This is a genomic window from Pseudomonas graminis, from assembly GCF_900111735.1.
GTDB lineage: Bacteria > Pseudomonadota > Gammaproteobacteria > Pseudomonadales > Pseudomonadaceae > Aquipseudomonas > Aquipseudomonas graminis.
On the sequence record NZ_FOHW01000022.1, the window covers coordinates 51,808 to 74,105 of the forward strand.

At 62.2% G+C, this 22,298-nt stretch carries 17 protein-coding genes; 5 read left to right on the top strand and 12 right to left on the bottom strand.

Going from position 1 to position 22,298, the window contains the following annotated elements; all coding sequences use genetic code 11:
• Positions 1-196: 196 nt before the first annotated feature.
• Positions 197-2,266, bottom strand: coding sequence for a maltose alpha-D-glucosyltransferase (treS, locus tag BMY98_RS16795; RefSeq protein ID WP_074891046.1), 2,070 nt, complete (start codon positions 2,264-2,266; stop codon positions 197-199).
• A gap of 215 nt (positions 2,267-2,481) precedes the next feature.
• On the opposite strand from treS, the gene pdxR reads away from it, so the two are divergent.
• The 5 genes from pdxR (at position 2,482) to BMY98_RS16820 (ending at position 9,139) form a co-directional block, all read left to right on the top strand.
• Entirely contained in the window at positions 2,482-3,927 is a 1,446-nt protein-coding gene (gene pdxR / locus BMY98_RS16800; protein WP_074891048.1) for a MocR-like pyridoxine biosynthesis transcription factor PdxR, read from the top strand.
• Positions 3,928-4,761: 834 nt separating this feature from the next.
• Positions 4,762-5,868 (top strand): Gfo/Idh/MocA family protein, encoded by a 1,107-nt coding sequence (locus BMY98_RS16805; RefSeq protein ID WP_074891051.1) that lies wholly within the window; start codon positions 4,762-4,764, stop codon positions 5,866-5,868.
• 272 nt (positions 5,869-6,140) lie between these two features.
• Positions 6,141-7,724: an aldehyde dehydrogenase (NADP(+)) gene (locus tag BMY98_RS16810; protein WP_074891053.1), complete on the top strand. Its 1,584-nt coding sequence runs from the start codon at positions 6,141-6,143 to the stop codon at positions 7,722-7,724.
• A 394-nt stretch (positions 7,725-8,118) separates the two neighbouring features.
• The gene (locus BMY98_RS16815; RefSeq protein ID WP_217648313.1) at positions 8,119-8,697 is read left to right on the top strand and encodes a DUF1349 domain-containing protein; all 579 of its coding nucleotides are present in this window, start codon (positions 8,119-8,121) and stop codon (positions 8,695-8,697) included.
• A 97-nt stretch (positions 8,698-8,794) separates the two neighbouring features.
• Positions 8,795-9,139, top strand: coding sequence for an FKBP-type peptidyl-prolyl cis-trans isomerase (locus BMY98_RS16820; RefSeq protein WP_074891056.1), 345 nt, complete (start codon positions 8,795-8,797; stop codon positions 9,137-9,139).
• A gap of 150 nt (positions 9,140-9,289) precedes the next feature.
• Here BMY98_RS16820 and BMY98_RS16825 read toward each other — a convergent pair whose 3' ends face one another.
• The 11 genes from BMY98_RS16825 to BMY98_RS16875 all read right to left on the bottom strand — a co-directional run bounded on the left by BMY98_RS16825 (position 9,290) and on the right by BMY98_RS16875 (position 22,098).
• Complete coding sequence (locus BMY98_RS16825; RefSeq protein ID WP_074891057.1) at positions 9,290-11,665, bottom strand: hybrid sensor histidine kinase/response regulator; 2,376 nt, start codon at positions 11,663-11,665, stop codon at positions 9,290-9,292.
• 67 nt (positions 11,666-11,732) lie between these two features.
• Positions 11,733-12,194, bottom strand: a complete 462-nt coding sequence (locus BMY98_RS16830) for a response regulator (RefSeq protein ID WP_074891059.1) — start codon at positions 12,192-12,194, stop codon at positions 11,733-11,735.
• A 19-nt stretch (positions 12,195-12,213) separates the two neighbouring features.
• Positions 12,214-14,469, bottom strand: a complete 2,256-nt coding sequence (locus BMY98_RS16835) for an ATP-binding protein (protein ID WP_074891061.1) — start codon at positions 14,467-14,469, stop codon at positions 12,214-12,216.
• Positions 14,470-14,627: 158 nt separating this feature from the next.
• Complete coding sequence (locus BMY98_RS16840; protein WP_074891062.1) at positions 14,628-16,568, bottom strand: response regulator; 1,941 nt, start codon at positions 16,566-16,568, stop codon at positions 14,628-14,630.
• Positions 16,558-17,397 (bottom strand): sensor histidine kinase, encoded by an 840-nt coding sequence (locus BMY98_RS16845; protein WP_074891109.1) that lies wholly within the window; start codon positions 17,395-17,397, stop codon positions 16,558-16,560. The genes BMY98_RS16840 and BMY98_RS16845 overlap by 11 nt, the downstream gene beginning before the upstream one ends.
• A gap of 52 nt (positions 17,398-17,449) precedes the next feature.
• Positions 17,450-18,475 (bottom strand): ATP-binding protein, encoded by a 1,026-nt coding sequence (locus tag BMY98_RS16850; RefSeq protein WP_074891064.1) that lies wholly within the window; start codon positions 18,473-18,475, stop codon positions 17,450-17,452.
• Positions 18,466-18,870, bottom strand: coding sequence for an anti-sigma regulatory factor (locus BMY98_RS16855; protein ID WP_065991451.1), 405 nt, complete (start codon positions 18,868-18,870; stop codon positions 18,466-18,468). Before BMY98_RS16855 ends, BMY98_RS16850 begins: the two co-directional genes overlap by 10 nt.
• The gene (locus BMY98_RS16860) at positions 18,867-19,229 is read right to left on the bottom strand and encodes an STAS domain-containing protein (RefSeq protein ID WP_037010489.1); all 363 of its coding nucleotides are present in this window, start codon (positions 19,227-19,229) and stop codon (positions 18,867-18,869) included. The genes BMY98_RS16855 and BMY98_RS16860 overlap by 4 nt, the downstream gene beginning before the upstream one ends.
• Before the next feature lie 4 nt (positions 19,230-19,233).
• A complete protein-coding gene (locus BMY98_RS16865) occupies positions 19,234-20,085 on the bottom strand; it encodes an STAS domain-containing protein (RefSeq protein ID WP_074891066.1) in 852 nt (283 codons plus the stop codon).
• Between the two features lie 255 nt (positions 20,086-20,340).
• Positions 20,341-20,820: a hypothetical protein gene (locus tag BMY98_RS16870; RefSeq protein ID WP_074891111.1), complete on the bottom strand. Its 480-nt coding sequence runs from the start codon at positions 20,818-20,820 to the stop codon at positions 20,341-20,343.
• Between the two features lie 156 nt (positions 20,821-20,976).
• Positions 20,977-22,098, bottom strand: coding sequence for a DUF1615 domain-containing protein (locus BMY98_RS16875; RefSeq protein ID WP_074891068.1), 1,122 nt, complete (start codon positions 22,096-22,098; stop codon positions 20,977-20,979).
• Between the last annotated feature and the right edge of the window lie 200 nt (positions 22,099-22,298).

Consider the following 22,298-nt stretch of genomic DNA (forward strand, 5'->3'; position numbering starts at 1 on the left):
ACCTTCATCTTGAGGTGTAACCACTGACGCCTTCCCGGCTGAAGCCGGTCCCACTAACAGCAGCGCGTGCATTCAGTGGGACCGGCTTTAGCCGGGAAGAGGCCTGTGCGTACACCCTCAGTGCAGCGGTGTGACGACTGACGCTTTCCCGGCTGAAGCCGGTCCTACCTAGAGAAGAAGCCAGCTCCGCAGCCAATCACATCATCGGTGCCGCCATGCTCACCACACGTAGCGCCAGACCTTCATAGGCGTCCAGCGTGATGGTGAATTCACCCTCCTCGGTCAGGTCGCCTTCGACCCGCTCGTTGATGATGTCCACCACCGGGCCCGGCGCGATGCCCGGCAGGTGCAGGGTCTCGACGATAGGTTCTCCACTGAAGTTCAGCGCAGTGATCTGGGTGCCCTTCCCGGCCGGCAGCTCGTGGACCATGATCAGCAGGCCCGGGTGCTCGACGTCCGGAATCAGAATCTGCCGACTGGCAGCGATGTCATAGGCGCGGCGCACGGCCAGCAGCTTTTTCAGTTGCGAGGCGAACGAATCCGGCCGCTTCAATTGCTCGACCAGGCTGCCGTACAGCGCGCGAGCCCGGGGCATGCCACCTGCCGAGACTTCGCAATCGGGGTCCATGTCGACCAGGTCGTAGCCACCGCGATGGATCCAGCGGGTATCGCCATCGCCCATCAGGTGCTCCACCTGCTCGGCCGGCAGCGGCAAGGCGCCCACCAAGTCCCAGCCCGACAGGGCGAACACGCCCGGCTGCATGGCATTGAACATCACCAGCAGCAGATGGATGTGCTGGATCTTGTCGATGTCCGCCGCTGTCATGCTGTCCAGCTCGCGAATGCCCAGCGCCGCGGTGATGATGCTCGCCGTGGTGCACGATACGCCGTTGGTGACGAACTTCAGGTTGTACGGCGCGTGCTCGCCCGCCAGACGCTCGTACATCTCCTCGCGAATGTGCTCGCGCAGGATGTTGCCCGGGAACGTCTGGCCCTGATACAGGTACTGGTCGTGGGCGTGCAGGGTCCAGAAATGCACCAGCTCCAGGGTCAGCTCGTCGTGGTTCTGCAGCGCGTGAATCAGCGACGCCGGATCGATGCCGAACTCGTGCACCTGACGCAGCATCAGCCGCAGAAACTCGGTGCGCCCGGTCAGCAACGCATGCTGGTAGGCCGGACGGGTGACGAAGTCGTAGGACAGATCGGCACCGCCGTGGGACATCGCCGCAATATCGTCGATGGTCAGGTTCAGCTCCTGGAAGCTGAAACCGCCGGCTTTGCGGATCGCGCCGGCCAGCAACTGGTTGCCGGTGATCGACAGCGGGTGGCTCTCGGACCACGCCGTGCCGTCGGCCTTGCGCTCGACGCCAAGGAAACCGTTGGCGTCCAGGCGCAGTACCCGCGCGCCCATCACGTCGATGGCGTGCAGGGCGTCGCCAATGATCATCTGCTGCGCGGCAAAACTCGGGTCCAGCCAGTTCAGCGAAGGCTGGCCTTCCTTGAAGTAGTGCAGATAGACCCAGCGGCGGTCCTTGCCGTCGACGCCGGTGACCACGGGCGTGGCACTCCAGTCGGTCTCTTTAACGCCGGGCTCGAAGAAGATCACCCGCTGCAACTGGCCGACGATGTAGTGCTTGTCGCGCAGGGCATCGACGGTGGCGGGCAGCAGGTTGACGGCGTCGCGCCCGGCCGGGACTTCCGGCAGCAGCGACCAGTCTTCTTCCTTGATCTCCACCATGTGGTAGAGGCCCGGGTACTCTTCGTAGGCCATCTCGGCGAGGCGGAAATCCGCACCCTTACCGGTGTGTGACGGGATCACGTCATCGACGACGATCGCGTTGTGCGCGGCGGCGATACGGCTGAGGTTGAGAAACTGGGCGTCGGTGCCCAGGTCCGAATCCACCTCGAAGCTGATGCGGTCGAAATTGCCGTCGATGCTCGGGGTGCGCTCGCGACCCTTCAAGCCGCCGGAAGCTTTCAACGGGCCGTTATGAATGCCCTGAATGCCGATTTCGGACAGCGCGTGCCACAGCTGCTCATCGCCCAGTGCTTCGAGCACCGAGCTGCCATCGCGGGTGATGATCGACGCCGGGTAGGCGGTGAACCAGACCGAGCCGATGGCCGAAGCGTCCCTCGGGCGGGCCTGGGCGTAAGGCCGCTGCCAGAGACGGCCCTGGCCGCCATACAATTTTGCGCGTTGCTTTGCGGCGTTGAGCATCGATTGCTCAACCAGCCATTCGACGTACTGCTTGTCCGGGGTGGTCATGTGTTCGGGGTTCCATCTTCAAGTGGATGGGAGCGGCGGCCCAAGGCTCTGCGAGCGCTGTCCGGACCGTCCTGCCTGTGTGTATCCAGATTAATGCCTAACTCTAAGAGCACCCTGGCGCGCAAACGTTGCATCGGTTGCTGTGACGCGCGCTGCTGCACTGGCTAAAATCCACCGGCGTGCATCCGCACCGCCGGGGCTGTTCAGGGGTTTGCGTGGAATTACACATCGTCATTAAGGGCCGCAAAGACCTCGCCCATCAAGTCTACGAACAGCTGCGCGACAGTATCGTGTCCGGCCGGCTGGCGGCGGGTGTGCAATTGCCGCCCAGTCGCCTGCTGGCGGCGCAACTGGGGCTGTCGCGCAAAACTATTTCCGACACCTACAGCCGGCTGACCTATGAGAACTACCTGGTGGGCAAAGTCGGCAGCGGGACGTTCGTCAACGCCTTGAGCGCCTATAACGCGCCTCGGCCGGCACCTTCGCAGCTGGCCAGCGCCCACATCGTGGCGAAATGGGAGCGTATCACCCTGCCCCTGCGCCACCCGACACGCGCGGGGACCTTGCGCTACGATTTTCTCGGCGGCGCGACGGCGAAAACCCAGTTCCCCCATGACGAGTGGCGGCGCTGCGTCCACCACGCGGTCCGTCAGATGTCCACCGAGCGCGGCTTTTACAGCCAGCCCGAAGGCCTGCCCGCCCTGCGCGCCGCGATTGCCGGACACATCGCCTTCGCCCGCGGCGTCCGGTGCGGAGCCGATGACGTGGTGGTGTGCAATGGCGCGCAACAGGCCCTGGACTTGATCGCCCGCGTGCTGATCGAACCCGGCAGCCGCGTGGCCGTGGAAGACCCGGGCTACACGCCGGCGCGGTTGCTGTTCACCGCACAGGGCGCCGAGGTCACCAGCGTGCCGGTCGACAACGAAGGCATCATCGTTGATGAAATCCCGGACAACGTCTGCGCCATTTACGTCACCCCGTCCCACCAGATGCCCCTCGGCATGCCCATGAGCCTCACGCGTCGGCATGCCCTGCTGGAGAAGGCACGGCGAATTGGCGCGATCATCATCGAGGACGACTACGACAGCGAATTCCGCTACGAAGGACGCCCGACTGACTCGTTGCAGAGCATGGACGAACACGGCGTGGTCGCCTACGTCGGCACTTTTTCGAAAATCCTGCTGCCGGAATTGCGTCTGGGCTACGCCGTGCTGCCGGCGGCGATCCTCGAAGCGGTGATCAAAGCCAAGCAACTGACCGACTGGCACACCTCGACGCTGCCGCAATGGGCGCTGAGCAAATTCATCAGCGAAGGCCTGCTCAACAAACACATCCGCCGCTGCCACAGCACCTACGCCGGGCGCCGCGAACGCATCCTGTCGCGCATCGCAGGCGACCTGTCGCCGTGGCTGGAAACCATCCCCTGCACCGCAGGCTTCCACATGGCAGTCATGCTCAAAGCCTCCCTCGATCCGGCGATCGATCTGCACCTGCTGGTCGACCGCGCGCGGGACAAGGCGCTGGGCCTCTATCCCCTCCACGGCTTCTACAGCGATGCGCCCCCGCGCGACGGATTGATGCTGGGCTTTGGTGCGATTGACCTGCTCGACATCGACCCGGCGCTGGATCGGTTGCGGGATCTGCTGGTGGCCTTTGGTTGAGCAGGTGCGTTCATTATTGATTGTGGGACCGGCTTTAGCCGGGAATGGACGCGGAGCGTCCCGGGATGCATGCCCACGCAGAGCGTGGGTACGATCATAAATGATCGCGCCTGCACCGGCCCCTTCCCGGCTGAAGCCGGTCCCACTAAAAGCAGCCCGCGTACACCCTGTGGGACCGATGACGCGGAGCGTCATGGGATGCATACCCACGCGGAGCGTGGGCACGATCAGAACACCGCGCGCATTCAGCAGGATCGGGTTCAGCCGGAATGGACGCGGAGCGTCCCGGGATGCATGCCCACGCAGAGCGTGGGTACGATCATAAATGATGGCGCCTGCACCGGCCTCTTCCCGGCTAAAGCCGGTCCCACTAAAAGCAGACCGCGTACACCCTGTAGGACCGGCTTCAGCCGGGAAGCTGTTGATCTGCTTTTGATCTGCTTTTGATCTTCGTACGCATAAAGCTCAGTCACCGCCAATCGCGACTTGGGTGCAGGCTGAACGCAGGTCTCGCTCCGTGGGCCGAGCGGCATGGATGCCGCGAGAGCCGCCCCCCGCCATGGATGGCGGATGGCGGCGGGCCCACGGAGCGAGACCGGAGTGAGGGAACCCCGAGGAACGAGGGGCCCAACTAGGAGCAAGCACCCTTGGTTACTTGGGGTGCTTTTCCAAGTAACTCGCCGAAGGCGAAACCCGAGGCCGTTAGGCCGACGCCCTTGATCTTCATAAGCCACGCCGCAGCTCCAGCCGCGATTGGATTGAACTTCTGCCCCAGACATCTGCCGACTACACAGCTGCCGGACACATCGTCCGCTGAGAAATGGAGGCTTATACATGCCAGACGCAAACGGCAAAATCCGCTACGCAGTGGTCGCTGGAGGCTGGATCTCCCAAGGCGCTTTCATGCCCGGACTCGAACAGACCGACAACTCCGTCATGACCGCCCTCGTCACCGGCGACCCCATCAAGGCCGACAAACTGGCGGAACTGTACGACCTCAAAAGCTACCACTACAACGAATTCGACACCCTGCTCAACTCCGGCGAAATCGACGCCATCTACCTGGCAACCCCCAACTTCCGCCACCGCGAATTCGCCGTACCCGCGCTGAAAGCCGGCATCCACGTCCTGCTCGAAAAGCCCATGGCCGCCAACGAAGAAGACTGCCTGGCCATCGCCGAAGCCGCCAAAAGCTCGGGCGCCAAACTGATGGTCGCCTACCGCCTGCACTTCGAGCCCGGCACCGTCGAAATGGTCCACCGCGTACGCGCCGGCGACCTCGGCGACCTGCGCCTGTTCACCGCGACCTTCGCCCAGACCACCGACCCCGCCAACCATCGCATGCAAAGTGGCTTCGACGCAGGTCCCGTGGCCGACATGGGCCCGTACCCGATCAACGCCGTGCGCAACCTGTTTGCCGCCGAGCCGATTGAAGTGCACGCCGTCGGCATCAAAACACCCGGCCGCGAGATCAACACCTTCGACACGGTCAATGTGACGCTGCGCTTTGCCGAAGAGCGCCTGGCGACCTTCACCGTCAGCTACAGCCTGCCGTCCACCGAGCGGTTCCAGCTGATCGGCACCAAGGGCGAGTTCGAAGCCTCACCGTGCTTCGGCTTCGGCGAAGGCGTTGCGATTGGCTACCGGGCGATCATCGACGGCCAGACCACCGAGCACACCCATCCGGTGGTCGATCAGTTTGGTGGCGAGACCCAGTACTTCTCCGACTGCATCCTGCAGGACCGCGAGCCCGAGCCGGACGGCGACGAAGGCTGGCGTGATGTGCGCGTGGTCGAAGCCATTGAACGCGCGCTGACCACCGGCCAGCCACAGAAGCTCGATCCCCTGCCGGAGCGCCCGGGCATTGGCATCGAGCAGGCCCGACGCCTGCCACTGGCCAAGGTGCCGGAGTACATCAATACCGACGAGCCGAACGCGTGACCCTGCCGATTAATCATCCGGGGCTGCGGGTCACCCAAGCGCTGCCACACGGCACACGTTGATCACAAGGCAAAGCCCGGCTATTTTGATGGCCGGGCGTTGCTCGACACCTGATGCCCGCGCGCCTTGCGGCTGAAAAAATGCAGTTGTATGATGACTGTCGACTTTGCGACAGACCACTGAGTCTGTCGTCGCTACGCTTCAAACAATTTCGAATTCCCCCATCAGGCGCCACGCCTGATCGATTCGCCCAAAAATAACAGGAGAAGCAGATGCCTACCGTTCTCGGTCAGAACTTCATCGGCGGCGCCCGCAGCGGCCTCGGCGAAGCACGCCATAAAAGCCTCGACGCCACCACTGGTGAAGCACTGCCTTACACCTTTCATCAGGCCACCGACGCGGAAATCGACGCCGCAGCCTCGGCCGCCAAAGACGCCTTTCTTGAATTCCGCCAACTGAGCCCGGCCCGTCGCGCTGAATTCCTCGATGCCATCGCTGACGAACTCGACGCCCTGGGCGATGACTTCGTGGCCCTCGTTTGCCAGGAAACCGCGCTGCCGGCCGGTCGTATCCAGGGCGAGCGTGGCCGTACTTCCGGCCAGATGCGCCTGTTCGCCAAAGTCCTGCGTCGCGGTGACTTCCTGGGCGCGCGTATCGATCAGGCAATGCCGGATCGCAAGCCGCTGCCCCGTGTCGACCTGCGCCAGCAGCGCATCGGCGTCGGCCCGGTGGCCGTGTTCGGCGCCAGCAATTTCCCGCTGGCGTTTTCCACCGCTGGCGGCGACACCGCGTCGGCACTGGCGGCCGGTTGCCCGGTGGTCGTGAAAGCCCACAGCGGCCACATGGCGACGGCCGATCTGGTGGGTAACGCCATCGTTCGCGCCGCCGAGAAGACCGGCATGCCAAAAGGCGTGTTCAACATGATCTTCGGCAGCGGCGTCGGCGAAGGCCTGGTCAAGCACCCGGCCATTCAGGCGGTCGGCTTCACCGGTTCGCTCCACGGCGGCAATGCCCTGTGCAAACTGGCGTCCGAGCGTCCACAGCCGATTCCGGTATTCGCCGAAATGTCGAGCATCAACCCGGTGGTCCTGCTGCCAGGGGCACTGACGGCACGCGGCACCGCCATCGCCGGCGAACTCGCGGCGTCCGTGGTCATGGGCGCTGGCCAGTTTTGCACCAATCCGGGCGTAGTGATCGGCATTCGTTCCCCTGCCCTGACTGCGTTCACCGAACAACTGATCGAGCATATGGGCGGTCAGGCACCTCAGACCATGCTCAACGAAGGCGGCCTGCGCAGCTACAGCAAAGGCGTCGAGAAGCTGCTGGCGCACAAGAGTGTCACGCACCTGGCCGGCAAGCCGCAGGAAGGCAAACAGGCGCAGGCTCAGCTGTTCAAGGCTGACGTCAGCATGTTGCTCAATGGCGATGAATTGCTGCAGGAAGAAGTGTTCGGCCCAACCACGCTGCTGATCGAAGTGGCGGACGACGCTGAACTGAAAGCCGCACTGCAGGCCCTGCGCGGCCAACTGACGGCCACGCTGATTGGCGAAACCGCTGACCTGCAGAAGTACCAGTGGCTGGTGCCGGTGCTGGAAGAAAAAGTCGGCCGCATCCTGGTCAACGGTTACCCGACTGGCGTCGAGGTGTCTGACGCCATGGTTCACGGCGGCCCTTACCCGGCGACCTCCGATGCACGCGGTACCTCGGTGGGTACCCTGGCAATCGATCGTTTCCTGCGCCCGGTCTGCTACCAGAACTACCCGGACAGCCTGCTGCCGGCCGCTCTGCAAAACGCTAACCCGCTGGGCCTCAAGCGCCTCGTGAATGGCGAGTGGAGCACTGACGTCATCGCGTGATGATGGGGCCTGATTCGTCAGGTCCGACTCGGTGGGTCTGATTCGGTAGACCCGCGCAAAACGGCGCGACCCTGTGAGGGGCCGCGCCATTTTTTTTGCCGTGTGACCCACCTGGAGCGTTGCCAGTGAGGGCGCGCCTGTTGCTGGCGCTGATCTCATTCAAGGCCCGAATCATTCCGGCGCGGACCCGGCCCGGCGCTTCAATTGCCAGCGCCGCCTTAGTCCACCCCCAACGCAAACCTCTTCCACAGACAGACTCGCTTGCGCCGACAACCGAGTGACGGCGATCATGAGTGCCATTCAGTCTTCACGGCTGGATTCAGCCATTAATGGAGGGGTTAGCTTGGTTGATAAAGAGCAGATTGAAAGGGCCGGTCAGAACGGGGAAGCATCCATTTGGCAGGCTGCCAAATGGCTGAATAAACCGGGCGTTAGCCAAAGCTTTGCTGATCAATCCTTAGAGATTATTACTGACGCCAAAACCGATTTCTGGCGTACAACCCATTACGGGTTCATTCGAGACAGCGGGCATTTCCTGGGATTCGAGACCACTGGAGACTTTACCGCTCAAGTCAGAGTTAACGCCGATTTTCGCGAGCTTTATGACCAGGCGGGAATTATGGTCAGGCTCAACGAGGAGACCTGGCTAAAGGCAGGCATCGAATATAACGACGGAATGCCCATGATCAGCAGCGTGCTGACGCAAGGCACGTCGGATTGGGCGCCCTGCTCGTTTTCCGGTGACCCGGGCGATTTCTGGCTTCGTGTGACGGTGTCCGATGGCGTGCTGCGCTTGCAATATTCCACAGACGGCGTGACTTGGCCATTGCTCAGACTTGTGCCATTTCCGGCCGCGGAAAGCTATACGGTGGGCCCTATGTGCTGCACACCGGAGCGGCAAGGGTTGAGGGTAAAATTTTCGGAATGGTCGTTGAGCCAGCCTCTTGGGCGAGACCTGCATGATTTGAGCTAGAAAACAGGCCTGGAAGAACAGTCAGGCAAACGCCTTTGCCCGATGCTTGCGCCTGGCCGACTTGCATCACACGCCATCTCGCTGTGGAAACCTGAACATGAATGAAGAACTGAGCATCATCGATCTGCTGGAAGGCACCGGCAAGGCCGTCGTCAAAGGCGCGCTGATCACTACGCAATACACGGGAAGCCTGGAAGACGGCACGGTGTTCGACTCCTCCCGGGAGCGCGGCAAGCCGTTTCAATGCGTCATCGGCACCGGGCGGGTGATCAAGGGCTGGGACATTGGGCTTATGGGCATGAAAGTCGGCGGCAAACGCAAGCTGTGGGTGCCTGCTCAGCTGGCATACGGCGAGCGCTCGATGGGCGCGCACATCAAACCCGGTTCAAACCTCATGTTTGAGATCGAGCTACTGGAAGTGCTGACGCGGGATGATGAATAGTCACGGCTGACGCTAACACGGTGGGACCGCCTTTAGCCGGGAAGAGGCCGGTGTGTACGCCATCGATCTCAGGGTGTAACAACCGACGCCTGCCTGGCTAAAGCCGGTCCCACAAGAGCGGGACCGCCTTCAGTCGTCCGAGCCCAGGACCTACGCCTTCATCAACACCCGGGCCAGTTTATTCGCCAGTTCTTCTTCCTTGTACGGCTTCTGCACGATCAGTTTCGGGTCGACGTCGAGGATGTCGATGTCGGCGAAGCCGGTGATGAACATGATCGGCAGCTGCGGATGGTCGCGGCGGACGATTTCCGCCAGTTCACCACCGGTCATGTTGGGCATGGCAAAGTCCGTCAGCAGCAGTTCGATGCTGGTGTCGAGCTTCTTCAGCGCTTCGTCGCCGCTGTCTGCTTCGACCACCGAATACCCCAGCGACACCAGCATCATCGAGGTCACCGAGCGGACGTCCGGGTCGTCGTCGACCAGCAGAATCGTGCGGTGCTTGTCGTCGGCATCGGCGCGGCCTGGCATGTCGGAGGCGCTGATCACCGGGACTGCCGTGAGGGCCACACTGGGCAGGTACACCCGCAGCGTGGTCCCTGCGTTTTCAGCCGTGTCGATGCTGACGCCGCCGCCCGACTGCTTGGCAAAACCGAACACCTGGGCCAGTCCCAGCCCCGACCCCTTGCCCACCGCCTTGGTGGTGAAGAAGGGTTCGAAGGCCTTGGCCAGCACTTCCGCGCTCATCCCGCAGCCCGAGTCGCTGACCGACAACACCACGTATGCACCGGGTTCAGGGTCTTCAGGCCGTAACGGCATGCGATAGACCATCTCGTTCCAGGTGCTCAGGCGCAGTTGCCCGCCCTGGGGCATCGCGTCCCGTGCGTTGATCGCCAGGTTGAGGATAATCATCTCGGTCTGCGTCGGGTCCACCAACGCACTCCACAGGTCCTCGGCCAGTTCGGTTTCCACCCAGACGCTGCCGCCCAGCGCACGACCCAGCAGCTCGCGCATGCCGTCAATCGTGTCATTGAGGTTCAGTGCAACGGGCTCCAGTCGCTGGCGACGGGAGAAAGACAGCAGCTGACTGGTGAGTTTGGCACCGCGCTCGCCCGCTTCGCGGATGTTCTGCAAGCGCTGCGGCGACTTGGTAAATACGCCTTTTTCCAGATCCCGGCTGAGGAAATTCGCGCTGGTCAGGATCACTGTCAGCAAGTTGTTGAAGTCGTGGGCGACGCCGGCAGTCAATTGGCCGACCACTTCCAGCCGCTGCATCTGCTGCAACGCCGCTTCGACGCGCTCACGCTCCTTGATCTGATCGCGCAGACGCTTGTTGGTCGCTGCCAGTTCGTCCACTACCGCACGCTCGCCGGTGATGTCTCGCACGGCTGCGTACATCAGGCCGTCATCCGGCACGATGGTCCAGGATAACCAGCGAAATCCGCCGTCGGCGTGGCGCATGCGATTGACGAAACGCGTTGAAACATGGCCTTCGGCTACGCTGGCAGTTTCGCGCAACGTGGCTTCCAGATCTTCCGGGTGAAACAGCTCGCTCAATGGCTGGCTACCGACTTCGTCCCGGCTCCAGCCGAGAGTCGACTCCCACGCCGGATTGAGGGCAATCGGCGTCATATCGAAATGCAGCACGCCGAGCAGTTCCCGGGACAGCTCCCAGGTGCGATCGCGCTCGCGGGTTCGCTGCACGACACGTTCGCCGAGAATGTCGTTGAGCTGGTGCAGCGCCTCAGTGGCATGCTTGCGCTCGGTGATGTCCTGCATCACGCCAGTAAAGCGCACGCATTGGCCGTCTTCGAACAGCGAGCGGCCATTCAAGAACACCCAGCGCTCGGCACCCTCGTCGGTGATCAGTCGGTGCTCGATCTGGAAGGAGGTGTCCACCGTCAGGGCCGCCATGACCTTGCTGTGCAAGTGATCGCGGTCGTCCGGGTGACAGAGCAGAAACATGAGGGCCAGACTGACGGAGGTCTCGGCGCCAACGTCGTAAAGCGTTTTGCAGCGCTCGTCCCACAACAGCATGTCGGTGCGCGGATCGTAGGTCCAGACGCCCATTTCCGCCGCTTCGATCGCCAGATGCGCCCGCACTTCAGCGACTTGCAGGGTCTTCTCGGCGAGCAGGCGCTTTTCCCGCTCCTGCACTTCCGATACCGCGCGCATCACCGCCTTGGGCAGCATTTTCATGTTCTGCTTGAGGACGTAATCGATGGCGCCCATGCGCATCATCTCGACTGCATGCTGCTCGCCGAAAATCCCGGAAAGAAAAATGAAAGGCGTCTTCGGCGCCAGTCGCAACGCGCTGTTGAGCACATCCGCGCCTGACGAGCCCGGCAACAGGTAATCGCTGAGAATGAGGTCGAAACGCGCGGCCGTCAGCTCGCGTTCAACATCCTGATGGTTGTAGACCAACGTAGCGTCGATCTTCAGCCCGCTGTTTTCGAGGGTGAGCAGGATCAGCTCGGCATCGAGCGAACTGTCTTCGACCAAAAGCAATTTAAGCGACGATAACGACATGGATAAAAGTCATTGTTCCAATAAGGGCTTGCGCGAAGCGACTGTGCGCAGGCCAACAGATGCCGATTCAGGAGCCTGGACGGCGTGCGAGCCGCAGGGAACCCGGTGGTGGCTCGTTCAATACTGCCCAGAACACGCCAAGGTCCGAGATCGCCGAGACAAATTCCTTGAATTCGACCGGCTTGACCACGTAAGCGTTCACACCCAGCGAGTAGGCACGATCCAGATCGGGCTCTTCCCGCGAAGACGTCAGCATTACCACGGGAATGCTGCGCAGTTCATCGGTTTCGCGAATGAGCTTGAGCACTTCAAGACCATCGACTTTCGGCAGTTTCAGGTCCAGCAGCATCACCGCCGGATTCCCTGCCACGCGATCATGGTGCTGGTTGCGGCGCAGAAGGTAATCAAGGGCCTCGGCACCGTCACGCAGTACGATCACTTCATTGGCCAGTTGGCTACGCTCAAGCGCGACAAGGGTAAGCTCGAGGTCGTTGGGGTTATCTTCCACCAGAAGAATGGGTTTAAGCATTGTGCGTCTCCTTCGACACTCAAAGGGTTACGGTCGAGCCGCGCTTTGGCAGCGCAAAATAAAAGGTAGCGCCATGGCCCAACTGGCTGTGCGCCCATACGGTGCCGTCATGGCGCTCGATGATCCGCCTGACACTGGCCAGGCCGATGCCGGTGCCCTCGAATTCTTCCATGCGATGGAGCCGCTGAAACACGCCAAACAGCTTCTCCGCGTATGCCATATCGAAACCGACGCCGTTATCGCGGATGTAGACCACGACCTTGCCATCCTCTTCGTAACTGCCGACCTCGATAACTGCCGGGTCCTGGTTGCGCGTGTACTTGACCGCATTGGACAGCAGATTACCCAACGCCAAGTGCAGGAACGCAGCGTCAGCGATGACCACCGGCAAGGGTTTGGTGACTTTCCACTGCAGTGGGCGGCCCTCGTAATCGGGCAGCATCTCCCGCTGGATCGACTCGACCATGGCGCTGAGGTCAACATCGGATAAGCGCATCGCTGAACGGCCCATCTGCGAGAAGCTCAGCAGGTTGTCGACCAGCGTACCGGCGAAGCGCGCCGAATCGCTGATGTTGTCCAGGAAGCGTACGCCCCGGTCGGATAACGTACTGCCCTCGATGTCGCTCAACAGCTCGGCGTAGCCGGCGATGTGCCGCAATGGCGCGCGCAAGTCGTGGGATACGCTGTAGGAAAATGCTTCAAGCTCCTTGTTCGACTTCTTCAACTCATCGGCGAGCGCCGCCATTTCTTCAGCCTTGCGCAGGACGATGCCCAACACCGCCGTCCGCAACTCGATCACGGCTTCGCAATCCATGTCGTCCCACGGTCTGGAGAAGCCGCTCACGGTCTGCTGCCACAAGGCGAAGCTGTGACGCGGACTCAGGGAGCCAGTCGGACCGATGCTTTTCTCGAGTTTGCCTGCCCAGTTCACCACCCGAGTCTGCTCGGGCCGGAACCAGATGATGAAGTTGGAATGCAGCTCGGAGATCGTTGTCGCCAGCACGCCGCTGACCGACGCCGCCAGCGCAGGCAGTTCGGGGATGTCGCGGCTGACGTTGTCCGAACGAAAAACCTCGTGGGGGTGGCGGCCGCTCAGCCAGTCGGAAAGCTTCACAAGCTGCACGCGGTCGGGGGTTTCGCCGTAGACATCGACGCTGGCGCCGGAGATCACTGCGGCACCGCTCGCGCCCACGAAGTCCAGCAACACCTGGGGCATGGAACGCAGGCCGCCAGTCACGCTGTCGAGATCGGCCATGGCCGCCAGCATCTGCACAATCTGCCGGCGAAGGCTGAGCATGCGCTGATTGTCGGTGTGGGCTTCCTTGCTCTCGATCTGCAGCGACAACACGCTACCCAACAGTTCACAGGCAGTACGAGTCTGGAAACTGACCCGACGGGGGGTGGCATTGTGGCAGGATACAAGGCCCCACAACTGGCCGCGCACCACGATCGAGATCGACATCGACGCCAGGGTCTGCATGTTGCGCATGTACTGCAAATGCACGGGAGATACGCTGCGCAAGGTGGCAAAGGTAAGGTCCAGCGGCGCCCCGGTCAGCGGATTGTTGCCTGGTATGAGAGGCGATGCCTGGTAGTTGGCGTCTTCAATGACGCGGATACGGTTGGCCAGATACATCCTGCGTGCCTGGTCGGGCACGTCGGATGCCGGGAAGCTCAGGCCGAGCATGCTTTCATATCCGTCGTCGCTGACTTCAGCGTTGACCATGCCGTTGCCGTCGGCGTCGAAGTGGTAGGCAAGGATGCGGCCAAAACCGGTGATGCGCTTGACTTCAGTCGCCGCGCGCTGACACAGCGCATCAATGGATTCCAGCTCGTTCATCTGGCTGATGAAGCCGCGCATCAGCGGATAGACGTTGCCATAGGCCGTGGTCATGTCCCCGGCCGGCTCAAACTCGGCCATCAGCACCTGATCGTGACGATGGACCATCATCGTCATCGGCTGACCGGCTCTCGACCCCTGCAGAAAGCGCACTTCACCCAGATGGAAAGGATTTTGTTCTTCATCGGGCAGCGCCTGAAAGCGCTCAAGCAACTGCTCGTGCTCGGCGAACACGCTGGACAGCGGCACGCCGATCAATGACTGCGGATCAAGGCCGAGCCAGTCGCTGACGTTGGCGCTGACCTGGATGACCGTCGACGCCGCTTCATTGATGACAAGCAGGAAACCCTGGGGCTGAATACTTCCGGGGATCTGGATCGGTTCCTGCGCGCACTGGTCTATCGCGCTCTGGAGGAGATCGTCGGTGAGGGTCAAGGTTTGGCTCCTTCAACCTTCAGCGTTTGGGCAAACGGCGTCGGCAATATGTGGCCCGGGGGGCGGCACGGGTTGGAATGCCGCTCACGGTAACAAAAACCGGCCCGGTCAAATACTCCGAAGTGGGTGTTTACGATAAAAAAAACCACCCGTTCGCGTCAGGCGTCGAGCATCGCCCGCACTTTCGCTAAAAAATCAGCCAACTGGAAGGGTTTCAGGATCATGTCCATCCGCTCGCCCAGAAAATCCTGTCGATTGAGGGCGTTCTCCGCATAGCCGGTCATGAACAGCACCGGCAGGTCGGGACGCCAGCCGCGAGCGCGCTGAGCCACCTCGCGGCCATTCATATCGGGCATGCCTACATCGGTGAGCAGCAGGTCAATGGTGGCATCGTTTTCCAGACACGACAGTGCGGTGCCGACATCCGCGACGGAGGTGCAGCGATAACCGGCATCGGTGAGCACCTCATTGACGAACATGCGCACCGAGGCCGTGTCTTCGACGATCAGCACATGCTCCCCTGCCCCCGGCGCCACCAGTGCAGCAGGCTGCTGAGGTTCGACGCTCTGCACGTCTGCTGCCGGCAACATCAACGTGACTTCGGTGCCGTGGCCGACGACGCTGCGAATCTGCACGTCGCCACCCGACTGACGGGCGAAACCGTAAATCGTCGACAGGCCCAGGCCGGTGCCCTGGCCGATGGGCTTGGTGGTAAAGAAAGGGTCGAACACTTTGTCCATCAAGTGGTGCTCGATACCAACGCCGTCGTCGCGCACGGTCAGCGCGATGTAGGCGCCATCCGCCATGCGCGAATGGCCCTGGGAATAGGTCTCGAAGGTGCTGATCCAGATATTGCCGCCCGCCGGCAAGGCGTCACGGGCGTTGATCACCAGATTCAGCACGGCGCTTTCGAGTTGCCCGGCGTCGACCATCGCCACGGCGCTGCGCGAAGTCAGCTCAAGGGTCAGGCAGATGCCTTTGCCGATGGTGCGTGCCAACAGATCCTCAAGGGAACGCACGTACTGATTGACGTCCGAAGCACGGGTGTCCAAGGGCTGCTGGCGGGCGAAGGCCAGCAGACGGTGGGTCAGGGCCGAGGCGCTTTTTGCCGAGGCCAGCGCGGCATCGGCATAGACGATGACCTTTTCCGGACGGCCGTCTTCGGTGCGCTTCTTGACCAGCTCAAGCCCGGTAACGATGCCCGTCAGCAGGTTATTGAAGTCGTGGGCGATGCCGCCGGTGAGCTTGCCGATGGCGTCCATCTTCTGCGCCTGCAGCAACTGCTCTTCGGTCCTGGCGCGCTCGGCAACCTCGTGGGCAAGCCGGGTGTTGACCGAATCCAGCTGCTGCAGATGCGACTGTTCGCGGCGGCGGTGCTCGGTGACGTCTTCGATGAACACCAGGCTCATGCCGCTGACCCGGTACGGCGAAACCTGCCATTCGGTCTCGCGCAGTTCGCCCTTGACCCGCATGCTCAGGGTGCCCATCCACCGCTCGCCCGCTGCCAGGGCCTCGCGCAGCCCGTCCAGCGCCGAGCCCTGGTCTTCGCTGAAGCTGCGCAGCACCGAATTGTCCCCGGCGTCCTGCCCGAGCAATTGAGCGAATGCGTGGTTGGCTTCATGGACTTTCAGATTGCCGTCCATGACCGCGATAGGCGCCGAGACGTTGGCGAAGATCTCGCGAAAACGCTCCTCGCTTTCACGCAGTGCATATTCGGTGTCACGCACCCGCAGCAACGTGCGCAGGGTGGCAAGCAGCACGTCCGGGTCGACCGGGTGCACCAGATAAGCGTCCGCGCCCGCTTCAAGGCCGGTGACGATATCGCCGGTCTGGATCGAGGCGGCCGACACGTGCACCACCGGCAACAGGGCCGTGCGTGGCGCAGCGCGCAACAGGCGGACGATGTCGAAGCCGCTCATGTCGGGCAGGTTGACGTCGAGAATCAGCGCATCCGGCAAGCGCTCGGCAATCAGCGCGAGGCCCTCGGTGCCGGTACCGGCCTCCGACACCACGAAACCCTGACGTTCCAGGCGGCGACGCAGGGCGTAGCGGGTCGCGGTGTTGTCATCAACGATCAGCAGCCGGGTTTCAGGCTTCATCGGCTGGCTCCTGGGCCAGTGCCAACGGGATGACCACAAAGAAGGTCGAGCCCACGCCGGGCTCGCTTTCCACGCCGACGCGTCCGCCTAGCAGTTCGGCGAAGCGTTTGCACAGGGACAGCCCCAACCCCGTTCCGCGCAGGCGTTTCTGCAACGGCGAGTCGACTTGTATGAAGTCCTCGAACAGCGCGCCATGGAGTTCCTGGGGAATACCGATGCCGGTGTCGGTCACGGCAAAGCGAATCGAGTCCTCGGACTCCAGCCGAGCCGACACGCGCACTTCACCGCGCTGGGTAAATTTCAGGGAGTTTGAAATAAAGTTGCGCAGGATCTGGGCGAGCTTCTGGTCATCGGTATAGAGCCTCGGCAGGCCCACCGGCTCTTCGAAGATCAGGTCCACCGCCGAGGTGTCGACGATGGGGCGGAACATGCCGCGCAGCGCCGAGAACAGATCGAACATGTCGAACCACGCCGGCGAGATGCTGATACGCCCTGCTTCGATCTTCGCCAGATCCAGCAGGTCGTCGACCATGTCGCTCAATTCGCGGGCCGCGGTGCTGATGAACGCGACCTGTTTGTGCTGTTCCGCACCCAGCGGCCCGTCCAGTTCGTCAGACAACAGGCTGGCGATGCTGAGAATCGAGCCCAGGGGCGTGCGGAACTCATGACTCATATAGGACAGGAAGCGGCTCTTCAGGTCCGACGCCTCACGCAACTGATCGGCCTGATCCTCAAGCTCGGCGTACAGCGCAAGCACGCCCTGATTGGTTTCATCGAGTTCGGCACGCAGCGAGTCGGTTTCAGCGCGCAAGCGTTCCAGCTCGCGCATGGTCTCGATTTCGACCCCGGATGAGCCCTCATCGGTCTCGCGGGTATTGTTGTCAGTCATCGAGCATCTCCAGATCCATCACCAAAACGGTTACATCATCCCTGCCCCGGTTGTAATCGCGTTGCAATACCGCTGCAATCACCGCCGGATGTCGGTACATCAGACCTGGATAGTCGCGAAGATTCCAACGCGATTGCAGGCCATCGCTGAACATGATCAACAATTGCCCGGTGCAGTCGGCGTAGTCGATAGGCGCAGTCTTGCGGTACTGCAGGCCGACAATGCCGGGGTGCGAAGGGATGCCACGGGTTTTATCCTGGCCGATCAGCGTCGCGCCGATATTGCCGATACCGATGAAGCGCAGCTTGCCCGAAGCGCCGTCGAATTGCGCCAGCGCAGCGGCACCGCCACGGCTGCCGCGCATGTCGAAGTGCAAGTCGTCCAGCAACACGCCGGGATCGGCAAAGGGGTTGCGAATGAACGCCCGGGCCCCCGCCATACCGGCTTCTTCGGCTTCCGGGCCGTGCCCCAGGCCGTCGATCATCATGATCGAGACCTGCTGGCCCCTGATCGCGACTTCCCAGACATCGCCGCAGGCCGGGTCATCGTGCAGCGAATGTTGAGTAATGCCCATGCGCAAATCCTTCACCACACTTTTGCGCGGGAAGAAGCGCGCCAGCAGCACGCTGCCACGGGGATCGCTGTGCACGTCGAAGACTTGCGCCTGACGCAGCACCGAACCCAGGCCAATGCCCTGGGTACCGCGTGTAGAGAAGCCATCGGCCATGCAGCTCTGCACGTCGAAGCCCTTGCCCCGGTCGATTGCGATCACCTCAACGCCCGGCGCTGCACCCGAAACGTCGCCCGGCAGCGCGCGCACGTGCAATTCGCCGCTGCTGGCGTGCTTGAGGATATTGCTCGCCAGCTCGGTCACCACCAAGGCTACCCGGCCACAATCGGCCTCGTCGAAGCCTGCCTGTTCGGCAAGCTTCTGCGTCATGCGCCGGGCGTGGCCCACCTGACTGATGTCCTCCACCGACAACACCTGGGTGAGGTGGCTGTGCAGGTTCAGGTCCATTTGCAGATCGTCACGCGCGTGCCTGCGCCGGGAGCGGTGTCCAGCTCGAAATCATCGACCAGCCGCTTGGCACCGGTCAGGCCCAGGCCCAGACCGCCGCCGGAGGTCCAGCCGTCGGTCATCGCCAGCTTGAGGTCGGGAATCCCGGGGCCTTCGTCGCGAAAGGTCAGGCGCAGGCCGACGCGCAGGCCGTCCTCGACGATCTCCCAGTCCATGTCACCGCCGCCGCCATAGACCATGGTATTGCGCGCCAGCTCGCTGACCGCTGTCACCAGTTTGGTCAGGTCGATCAGGCGCATGCCGCATTCCTGGGCCAGCTTGCGAGCGGTCTGCCGGGCCAATACGACATCCTGCTCGATGCGAATGGGTTGAGTGCCGCTGCTGCGCACGGTCATTGGGAGTAGGCTCGCTCACGCAGCAGCTTCATGCCCCGCTCGACGTTCAGCGCAGTGCTGACGCCCGGCAGGGTCATGCCCAGCTCGACCAGGGTGATCGCCACGGCAGGCTGCATGCCGACCAGCACGGTCTCGGCGTCCATGATCCGCGACAGGCCGGAAATCATGCCGATCATCCGGCCGATGAATGAATCGACCATGTCCAGCGCGGAGATGTCGATCAGCACGCCGCGCGCCGAAGTGCGGCTGATGCGTTCGGACAGGTCGTCCTGCAGCGTCAGCGCCAGTTGGTCATGCATGTCCACCTGGATGGTGACGAGCAGAAAGTCGCCCATCTGCAGAATCGGGATGCGCTCCATGGGCTCATACCGCCTTGGTAATGGTGACGCCCAGACGGCGCAGGGCCAGTGCGAGGGCATCGGCCAGATTGGCTTTGGTGACGACGCCCTGCAGGTCCAGACCCAGGTGCACGATGGTCTGGGCAATCTGCGGACGCACGCCGCTGATGATGCAATCGGCGCCCATCAGACGGATCGCGGTGACGGTCTTGAGCAAGTGCTGGGCCACCAGGGTGTCGACGGTCGGCACACCCGTGATGTCGATGATCGCAATTTCCGCGCCGGTGTCGACGATGCGCTGCAACAGGGATTCCATGACCACCTGGGTGCGTTGCGAATCCAGCGTGCCGATCATCGGCAGCGCCAGAACGCCGTCCCACAGTTTCACGACCGGCGTGGACAGCTCGAGCAGTTCTTCCTGCTGACGCTTGATCACCGCTTCGCGGGACTTCTGATAAGTGCGGATGGTGTGCAGGCCAAGACCGTCGAGCAGCTCGGAGATCTGCATGACCTGCTCGGCCACCAGCGCGGGCTGGTCGGCGAGGTCGCGCTGCAGTTGTGCAAACAGCGGGCCTTTGAGGGCGAAGATGAAGCTGGCGGTCTGCTGGGAATCCTGACCGGCCAGCGCCCGCTGACTGGACAGTTTTTCCAGGAAGTGGCGGACTTCATCCCACTCCGCCGTGGTGATATTGACCGAGCCACCCTTCTCGAGGGCCGAGGTCAGCAAGCGCAGAAAGTCAGCGACTTGCTGGCGGATGTCCTCGGGTTTGAGATTGCGCGTGGCACCACTGGATTCAAGGTCGGCGTGCCATTGAACGGCCAGCTGCGATTCGGAACGCTTGAGCGCGTCAACGGTGATTTGTTGCAATGCTGCCATGGGAGTGGCTCCAGTGAGTGCGCGTCGAGAATTGGAGTGGGTCGACTTGAGCAGGCCTGTGAAATAAGCGGAATCTTGAAAATGCCGTGCGGCGCGTCGTCGCCATCCGTGGGCAAGGGTGTTGTTCCTACCCCCTATGTGCAAGGCGTTCGAACGGGCGTGAACCGGGCACACGAAATACCCTTGCCGTCAGTTGATGTCAAGGTAGCATCGCTTCGCTTCCAATGTTTCTTTATCGGCGCGATCGCGACGGCTTTAAAACACGCTGTCGACCACTTGAACATAGATCGAAAACGCCCCCAGCAGAAACCAGAACACCGTGAACAGCCACGGCGTGCGCATGGAAAACATGAGTGACTTGCGATAGCCCTTCTCGCTGGACTCGTGCTCGCTGAACAATGGCGAGTCGTCGTACGCCAGGCCCATGGCCGGCTGGCTGCTGAGCAACTGGGCCTGCTTGAAATGCCAGTGATCGATGATTTCGTACGCCGCGCGAATGCCGGGCCAGGCGTGCATCGAGCTGATCAGTCCGAGCAATGTCAGGAATGGCGGCACCACCAGCGTGAACATCTTGCCCCACTCGGGGTTGAGGTTGGCCATCGATGACGCGAACGCGATCACCAGGAAGGACTGCGCGGAGAGATAGGCGTTGGTGCGGTTGGACAGGATCGACGTTTCGTACTGGATTTCCTTTCGGTAGAAATTCAGCCGGTCTTTCGGTGACCCGAACAGCATGGCGTCGGCGACTTGATCGCTGGCCGCCTGCTCCTCGGCAGCCGGATTGCTGCTGGTGATGATGATCGGTGCTTCGATGTCACGGCTCACGAGGATGCCTCCTGCAAATTCAATATGGGACCGGCTTTAGCCGGGAAGCTTTCAGCAATCGTAGCCTCACTTCAAAGACCCGGACGCCCGCGCCATGCAGCGAACCCGCCGCTCTTCCACCCGCTGCGCAAACCAGGCCGTGGTCAATTTGCGCGTGATCTTCGGGCTTTCCAGCACGATGCCCGGCAAGATGGCCCGTGGCAGCGGTTTACCGGCGGCCTCGTCGGCCATGGCGAAAATCTTGGCGTACAGCTCGGTGTCTTCGAGGGCCAGTGTTTCGCCCTTCTCCAGTTGGCTGCGGATGGTCGTGTTGCGCATCTCCAGCCGCGGGTAAAGGCTGCGCACCGCCAGTTCAGTCTGCCCCAGCGACGGGCCGAAACCATAGCTGATCAAGTCGCCGTCCAGCGCCAGACGCTTGCCAGATACACGCGCCAGTGCGCTCTGGAACGCTGCATTGCGGCTGGCGTACCAGCCGGCGTTGAAGTCGGCGAAGCGGTACAGCGGCTTGTCGTAGTTGACCGGATAACCCAGCAGATGGGCGATGCCGAAGTACATACCGCCGCGACGGCTGAACACTTCATGGCGAATGGAGCCCTCGACCGGGTACGGGTAATCCCGGGCCTCGCGCTCGGCAAAGTCGATGCTGACCTGCATGGGCCCGGCGGTATGGACCGGGTTGAAGTTGCCGAAGAGCGTCCGGCCCAAGGGAACCATGCCGATGAAATCATCGAAAATCGCGCTCAGGTCTTTTTCCGTGCGGGCGGCGCTGAGGCGTTCCTTGTAGGTCTTGCCGGTTGAGGAACGGATGTCCAGTGCGCTGCGCACCAGCAGATTGGGAATGTGCGCCTTGCCGGCGCGACGGTCGATTTCGTCCTGGGCGATCTTGCCCATGCCGGGGACGGCCGGATCGACCTGGAAGTTGGATTCCTGCTCGGTCACGGCCAGCACGGAACAGAGGTTTTCAACGCTGGGGTTGATTTTCTGAGCGTCGAATGCACGTTGAATGTCCTGGGCCCAGCCCTGCCGGTCGGCGACGGTGGCGGGCAATAACCGCACGATTTCACTGCGTACCAGCGAGGGGTCTGGCGCGGGTTCCTGACGGCCTTGCGAGCTGCAACCGGCAAGCAGCGTCAGCAATAGCAGGCTGACCAGGGCATGGAGGTGACGGCTGATTCCTTTCACGGGCATGACTTCTCGCTGGTGACTCAAACAGGATGGCGGGGTATGGACAGCGGGGAGCGCTGCTGATTCAAGTGTGGCTGAATATGGCCTTTATAGCGGGACCTGCTTGAACCGGGAAGCCTCCGCCGTCGAACCTCAAGATAGATGCCGTACACACTGGCCTCTTCCCGGCTGAAGCCGGTCCCACTGAAAAGCATCGCGTGCAT

Excerpts from the sequence above, each read along its gene's own strand:
- BMY98_RS16830 (WP_074891059.1), bottom strand. The coding sequence starts at position 12,194 with ATGCTTAAACCCATTCTTCTGGTGGAAGATAACCCCAACGACCTCGAG.
- BMY98_RS16840 (WP_074891062.1), bottom strand. The coding sequence starts at position 16,568 with ATGAAGCCTGAAACCCGGCTGCTGATCGTTGATGACAACACCGCGACC.
- treS (WP_074891046.1), bottom strand. The coding sequence starts at position 2,266 with ATGACCACCCCGGACAAGCAGTACGTCGAATGGCTGGTTGAGCAATCG.
- BMY98_RS16805 (WP_074891051.1), top strand. The coding sequence starts at position 4,762 with ATGCCAGACGCAAACGGCAAAATCCGCTACGCAGTGGTCGCTGGAGGC.
- BMY98_RS16845 (WP_074891109.1), bottom strand. The coding sequence starts at position 17,397 with ATGCGCGAGCTGGAACGCTTGCGCGCTGAAACCGACTCGCTGCGTGCC.
- BMY98_RS16825 (WP_074891057.1), bottom strand. The coding sequence starts at position 11,665 with ATGTCGTTATCGTCGCTTAAATTGCTTTTGGTCGAAGACAGTTCGCTC.
- BMY98_RS16860 (WP_037010489.1), bottom strand. The coding sequence starts at position 19,229 with ATGGAGCGCATCCCGATTCTGCAGATGGGCGACTTTCTGCTCGTCACC.
- BMY98_RS16875 (WP_074891068.1), bottom strand. The coding sequence starts at position 22,098 with ATGCCCGTGAAAGGAATCAGCCGTCACCTCCATGCCCTGGTCAGCCTG.
- BMY98_RS16820 (WP_074891056.1), top strand. The coding sequence starts at position 8,795 with ATGAATGAAGAACTGAGCATCATCGATCTGCTGGAAGGCACCGGCAAG.
- BMY98_RS16865 (WP_074891066.1), bottom strand. The coding sequence starts at position 20,085 with ATGGCAGCATTGCAACAAATCACCGTTGACGCGCTCAAGCGTTCCGAA.
- BMY98_RS16870 (WP_074891111.1), bottom strand. The coding sequence starts at position 20,820 with ATGCTGTTCGGGTCACCGAAAGACCGGCTGAATTTCTACCGAAAGGAA.
- BMY98_RS16810 (WP_074891053.1), top strand. The coding sequence starts at position 6,141 with ATGCCTACCGTTCTCGGTCAGAACTTCATCGGCGGCGCCCGCAGCGGC.
- BMY98_RS16855 (WP_065991451.1), bottom strand. The coding sequence starts at position 18,870 with ATGACCGTGCGCAGCAGCGGCACTCAACCCATTCGCATCGAGCAGGAT.
- BMY98_RS16850 (WP_074891064.1), bottom strand. The coding sequence starts at position 18,475 with ATGGACCTGAACCTGCACAGCCACCTCACCCAGGTGTTGTCGGTGGAG.